Below are 5,896 nucleotides of genomic sequence, written 5' to 3' on the forward strand. Positions count from 1 at the left end.
CAAGTGCAGCAATGATGGCGATCGGCAGAAGCAGCGGCGGAAAAGCCAAGAAGACATCTGCTACACGCATCAAAAGAAGGTCGGTCCTGCCTCCGAAATACCCTGCCACAAGTCCGATGGGAACGCCGATGACTAAGGATAGAAGGACAACACAAAGGCCAACGAGCAGCGATATCCTTCCTCCATGAAGCACCCTGGCGAAAATGTCCCTGCCGAAGCGATCCGTGCCCATCAGATGCTCGGCGCCAGGTGGTGAAAGCCGCTCGGACATCATGATTTTGGTCGGCTCATAGGGCGCAATCCAGGTGGCCAGCATGGCTCCTGACACCATCACCAAGAGAATGGCCGCGCCAAAAACAAACAGCCGGTGCTGTCCGAAGAATGCTCTTGCACCGATTAGCCGGCCGGGCCACTCGATGACATCGGGTCGCATCATCATCTCCATTACGCTGTTCTGAGCCGGGGATCGACGACCGCATACAGAAGGTCGACGATCAGATTGACCAGGAGGTATGTGCCGGCAAGAAAGAGCGTGGCGCCGAGCGAGGCCGGGTAATCGTTCTGCGCGATCGATGAAACCACAAAGGCACCCAGACCTGGCCAGTCGAAGACAGACTCGACAACAACGGCACCGCCCAGAAGGTAGCCATAGGTCAATCCAACGACCGTCAGAATCGGTATGAGGGTGGCCTTCAACGCATATCGATAATAGATCATGGACTTCGGCAGACCATAGGCGAACGCCGTCCGAATATATTCCTCCTTCAGAACCTCAATCATCATGTTGCGCGTGATGCGTGTCACGGTAGCAAGTAGCAGGATGGTCAAGGTGAGAAGTGGTAGGGCTATGTGTGCTAGAGCGCTCGTGAAACCCTCCCAATTGCCGGTAAGAGGGGCATCGATAAGGAACAGGCCGGTGATCGGCCTGATCGGGTTATTCAAAAGGATCGAAGTATCCACCCGACCTTGGAGCGGCAGCCATCCGAGCGCGCCGTAAAAGAGGAGCTGCAGTGACATCGCCAGGATGAACGAGGGGATCGCGACGCCCGCAACCGAGACCGTCCGGACCACATTGTCGATGATCGAGTTCTGCCTTACAGCGGAAAGAATTCCGATCGGAACGCCCATCAGCAGAACGAGTACCATCGCCAATGTAGTGAGTTCGAACGTCGCGCCTAACCGCTCGCGTACCTCCGACAGCACGGGCCGTCCGGTGAGCAGGCTATTGCCCAATTCTCCACGCAGCACATTGCCAATGAAACCCAGATATTGAACCGCGAGCGGCCGATTGAGTCCGAGTTCGTCATTCATCTTGGCGGTCATCTCAGCGGAGGGCCGCTGCCCCAGCATCAACTCCGCCGGTGAGGGGGCGAGCACTCGGCTCAGGATGAACATTATAGTGACGACGCCAAGTACGACGCCAACGATCATCAATAGTCGCTGAACCAAGTGCACTGCCATAGCCGTGATATCCTCCCGCTACTTTCCGCCTAGCAAGGCCGCCTATCTGCTCAGGCTGTAGAGGGAGATCCATTCGTAGGCGGGATTGTTGGCTTGTTCCATTCCTTTGATATCGGAGGAATAGGCGATGACCCGGTCAACATCGGCATAGAAGATGGCGACGGCGTTCTGCATCACCCTATCCTGGGCGGCGATATAGGCCTTAGCCGCAGCGTCTTTGTCGACACCTTCCAATTTGAAGCCCTCGCCTACCAGGCGGTCGTACTTTTCATCGTGGTAATAGGAGAAGTTCCAGACGGGTTTCTCTTCGCTCTTAAACATTCCCAAAAAGTCCTGTGGAGAGGGATAACTTGGCCAACATACCATCGCGTTCAGGTGACCGGTGGTTTCAGGAGACCGCGCCTTGGTGTTGTAGCTGGTGGCAACCGCCTCAAGCTCAAGCTCGACATCAAGTCCGACAGCCTCGGCGTTGGCGCGGAACAGCTCTATTGCATCAATCTGCTCTTGATTGCCGGCGTAGTACAGCGCCTTTATCTTCCAATCCTTCTTAGGAACGCCCGATTCTTCAAGGAGTGACAGCGCCTTTTGTGGGTCATATGTGCCCACGTCGTATGTTCCGTGACCCCACAAAGTCGATACGACGGGACCCACCGGCTTTTTGGCGATGCCATGAAAGACGTCCTTCAATACCGACTCGTGATCCCAAAGGGACAACAGAGCTTGTCGGAATTTCAGATTGTCTGTGGGATATTTTTGGGTGTTAATCATATAGAATTGTGTGCGCCAGCTAGGAATATCCGCGACGGAAACATTGGGCTCAGCCCTGAGGCTCTCGATCTGCGTAGCGGGAATGCGAGGGCAAATGTTTGCTTCGCCAGAGCGGATCATCTGAATGCGCGTCGACACTTCGCCCACATAGGGATGAAGGACACGGTCGATCTGGCCGCTTTTCCATCCGCCCCAGTAGTCTTCGAATTTGTCGAGGACGATTAGCTTTCCCTGCTGGAACTCTTTCAACTTGTAGGGCCCAGTGCCGATCGCATTGCCCTGGTTCAGCCATTCGTCGCCCTTGTCGATGCCTGCCGGGCCGATCACGAAACCAAATCCACTCGCCACGAGATCGAAGGCGATGACGTCCTTGAAAAGGAAGACGACGGTATGTTCGTCCGGCGTGTCTACATATTCCAGACCAGGAATTAGGTAGCTGAAGCCCTTCCCAAGATCACGCGTATATTCGAACGACTTCTTGACCGCCGCCGAATTCAGCGGCGAGCCGTCGTGAAACGTTACCCCTTCGCGCAATTTGACGGTCCAGGTCTTGCCGCCCTCTGCGCCCTCCCAAGTGGTCGCCAGTTTCGGCAGGACCTTGCCGTCCTTGTAGGCAAAGAGGGTCTCGTAAACGCTGCCTAGCACATAGAATTCGGCCGCATTGGCAATGGCTGGGTTCATGTTCTGGTACGCTATGTCCCAAATCCAAGTCAGCGTGTTCGTCTTTGTCTCCTGCGCGATCGCCTGCAGGCTGGACCAGCTCAGTCCAGCAAAGGCAACCGACGAACCTGCGGCACCCTTGAGAATATCACGTCGATTCATTATCATTGTATTTCCCCTTTGCTTGGTTTCGTTTCTTAGTGAATGCTCCAGCAGGCCGACAACCCGCTCAAACCTCCGCGGCGAGTTTTGCCATCATCTTCACCAGAGGGCCTTGGAAGTTGGGATCGGGGTCGGGGTCGCCCGTGTTCTCGAGCACGCTGAAGTAGATGACGACGATGCCGGTGTCAGGATTTGCGAGCATGTACTGACCGCCGTAGCCGCCGTGGCCGAGCCAGGTGCCGTCGGTCGTCAGCTGGCGGCTATAGCGCATCCAGTCGCGCGGCTTCGGCATGGGAGGGCCGGGATTGCGGCGCGTCTCTTGGATGAAAGCGGCATCGCCCACCCGGCTGCCGTCGATGCCCTCGCCGCTGCGCGCGAACAGAAGGCCATAGCGCGCGAGATCGCGGGCTGAGAGGCAGGCGCCACCGCTGAGCAGCGGCACACCCTCGCGGTCGCAGGTGATGTGGAAGCATCCCTCGATGCCGGCCGCTTCGACGATCTCGATCAGCCAATCGCGCAGCGCCCGGCCGCTGGCGCGCTCGATAATCCAGCCGATGACATCGCTGTTCGTCGTCTTGTAAAGGGCGTGGCCGGTGCGATTCGCCAGGTCGCCACCGGTGATGCCGCAGATGACGGAGCGGGTCGTCTCCTCCTTCTGACCCTCCGGGGGCAGGCTACAGCCGTTGGCGGCATCACAATGGTGGACCGTCGCACTCGGGTCGCTGTAGTCCTCGGTGTAGTCGTTGGCGATGTTCATGTCGGCGACGGCCTTGATGGTCGCCTCGGCGTAGCCCGTCCCGATCTCCGGCAGATAGGTGCGTACCTGGTCGTCGAGGTTGACAAGACCGTCGGCCACCGCGCGGCCGAGCATCAGGTTGAGTGTCGTCTTGGTGATAGACATGATGGGATGGCACCTGTCAGGCCCGAAGTCCGGCGCATAGCGCTCGTAGAGGATGCGCTCGTCGCGCACCACGACGAAGGCCGAGAAATGCGGCATGGCGAGGAACCGTGCGACTTCGGGTCGGTCCCCGATGGTCCAGTTGATCTGCTTCCTGAGCGGCAGGACGCGGGGGGCGCGTAGCGACATCGCGTAGCGCATCGTGGTGTGGAAATTGTGGAAGCCGTGCCGGCGGTAGTCGGGTAGGTCCCAGCGCGGATAGTTGTGGAACAATGGAGCGAGGTCAGGATTGGCGATTGATGGGACCGTCATGCGGCGGGTCTTTCCAAAATAGGGTTCGTTTGTGAGATTCACGCCTCGGCAATCATAGTGCGGGCGTGTTGCGGTCGGCATCTCACAACCGTTACGCTTTCCGCTGCGACCGACGTCTTACTTCCATGGATATCTCCGACTTGTGCACGTGATGGCCAGCGTCGGCAAAGCCACCGCATCCATTCAGCACATCCATTTAGATGAAGGATTCGCGACCACGCCGTTCGTGCCTTGCAGATATTGGTCTCAATCACGTAACTACATCCGTGATTGATTTTGTCCCCCGCTCTAGATCCATCCATAGATCCATTTTTTCTTAGCTTAGCGGTGGTCGCGGAACCGGCTAATATCAAATCTTCGGTGGCCACTTCGAAACTGATATGGGGAACGGCCGGGAAGGCGCGACTGGACCTTCGCCGGTTCCCAGCGTGTCGCCGACCGCGCCGCCGTTATGCTCACCCTCATCACCACGGCACGCCCCAACGAGGGCATTCACGCCGCTGTCGAAGTAAAGCTGCTTCGCAAACGACGTCGCTAAACACGTGAGCCATCACGACGATAGCCGGCAGGCGGTGACAACCGGGCGGTTACGCTTGGCTCTGGCGCCGTTCCCTTTCCACGGTCAGTCGCGAAATGGTGGCGGCCGACGCTATCCCGCGACGAATGTTGATGAGCTGGCGGATGAGATCGAGACCGGCCTGGCCAAGAGTCAGGCCGATCTCGACAACGCAATGGACAAGCAGGACGTTCAGTGCCTGCCGAGGGCTTTGCTCGCGGGGCGTCAAATCTAGTTTCTTGCTTCAGCGCAAACAACGGACCTCTGCGGTGGGTATCAGTCGTTTATGAGCAATTTCAAACATGGAATTCAAAATTTACTTTTTTGTCGCCCTACGACGATGCGTATAATCCCTTTGGCCTCGATAGCGAGACGCGATCCGGGAGGAACGACAGTGGTGGAAAGACCGGCGTCGACAATAAGCGGACCATCCAGCTCGTCACCTTGGTACAAGTCTTCGCTGTTGAAGACGCGCGTTTTCAGCCACTTGCCGCCGAACATCACATCGCGTTCTGTGAACTTCAGTTCTGTCGTTCGCGTGCTGAATGTATCCGCGGCAACGCCATTTCCCATGGGAGCGGTCGCGACCAAGCGCAATGCGACGATCTCTATCGACGCATCAGGATGGGAATGACCGTAACGCTGTTTATAGGCTTGATGGAAAATCTCGGAAATTTGGTGAACCGACGTCCTATTTTGCGGGAGTTCCACAGTGACAGTATACTCCTGTCCATCGTATCGCAGATCGAGAAGGTATTGGTAGCGTATGTCGGCCTTACCGCCTGTTTCCGCGTCCAAATGAGCTTTTGCAAGCTCTGACTGTTCTTCGAATCTGCGAGAAATCTCACATTCCTCGACATCCTTTATGAATTTGTTGAATGGAACCGCGATATCGTGGCGCATGGGCGAATGCAACATCCCCCAGGCGGAGAATACGCCCGCGTGCGGCGGCACTACGACGTCAGTGATTTCCAAGGCCTCTGCGAGAAAGGCCGCGTGCATAGCGCCGGCGCCACCAAACGCGACGATAGAGAAATCCCGCGGTTCGATGCCCTGTTCGACGGTAATCCTGCGGATAG

6 protein-coding genes are annotated in these 5,896 nt (G+C 57.2%); 1 reads left to right on the top strand and 5 read right to left on the bottom strand.

What is annotated here, in order from left to right; translation table 11 throughout:
- The 4 genes from NKJ06_RS33955 to NKJ06_RS33970 all read right to left on the bottom strand — a co-directional run.
- On the bottom strand, positions 1-445 hold a 445-nt coding region (locus NKJ06_RS33955), incomplete at its 3' end, for an ABC transporter permease (protein WP_502905672.1).
- Positions 445-1,461, bottom strand: coding sequence for an ABC transporter permease (locus NKJ06_RS33960; protein WP_352812286.1), 1,017 nt, complete (start codon positions 1,459-1,461; stop codon positions 445-447). The genes NKJ06_RS33955 and NKJ06_RS33960, both read right to left, overlap by 1 nt.
- 42 nt (positions 1,462-1,503) lie before the next feature.
- Positions 1,504-3,051, bottom strand: a complete 1,548-nt coding sequence (locus NKJ06_RS33965; protein ID WP_352812288.1) for an ABC transporter substrate-binding protein — start codon at positions 3,049-3,051, stop codon at positions 1,504-1,506.
- 67 nt (positions 3,052-3,118) lie between these two features.
- The gene (locus NKJ06_RS33970; protein ID WP_352812291.1) at positions 3,119-4,261 is read right to left on the bottom strand and encodes a serine hydrolase domain-containing protein; all 1,143 of its coding nucleotides are present in this window, start codon (positions 4,259-4,261) and stop codon (positions 3,119-3,121) included.
- A gap of 593 nt (positions 4,262-4,854) precedes the next feature.
- Here NKJ06_RS33970 and NKJ06_RS33975 point away from each other — a divergent pair.
- Positions 4,855-5,052: a hypothetical protein gene (locus tag NKJ06_RS33975; protein ID WP_352812292.1), complete on the top strand. Its 198-nt coding sequence runs from the start codon at positions 4,855-4,857 to the stop codon at positions 5,050-5,052.
- A gap of 74 nt (positions 5,053-5,126) precedes the next feature.
- Here the strand turns inward: NKJ06_RS33975 and NKJ06_RS33980 are convergent.
- A partial coding sequence (locus NKJ06_RS33980; protein ID WP_352812295.1) for a hydantoinase/oxoprolinase family protein occupies positions 5,127-5,896 on the bottom strand: 770 nt, incomplete at its 5' end.

The sequence above is a fragment of the Mesorhizobium sp. M0293 genome (assembly GCF_040321735.1).
GTDB lineage: Bacteria > Pseudomonadota > Alphaproteobacteria > Rhizobiales > Rhizobiaceae > Mesorhizobium.

Bases quoted from the DNA above. Each gene is read 5' to 3' on its own strand.
- NKJ06_RS33960 (WP_352812286.1), bottom strand. From the start codon at position 1,461: ATGGCAGTGCACTTGGTTCAGCGACTATTGATGATCGTTGGCGTCGTA.
- NKJ06_RS33965 (WP_352812288.1), bottom strand. From the start codon at position 3,051: ATGAATCGACGTGATATTCTCAAGGGTGCCGCAGGTTCGTCGGTTGCC.
- NKJ06_RS33970 (WP_352812291.1), bottom strand. From the start codon at position 4,261: ATGACGGTCCCATCAATCGCCAATCCTGACCTCGCTCCATTGTTCCAC.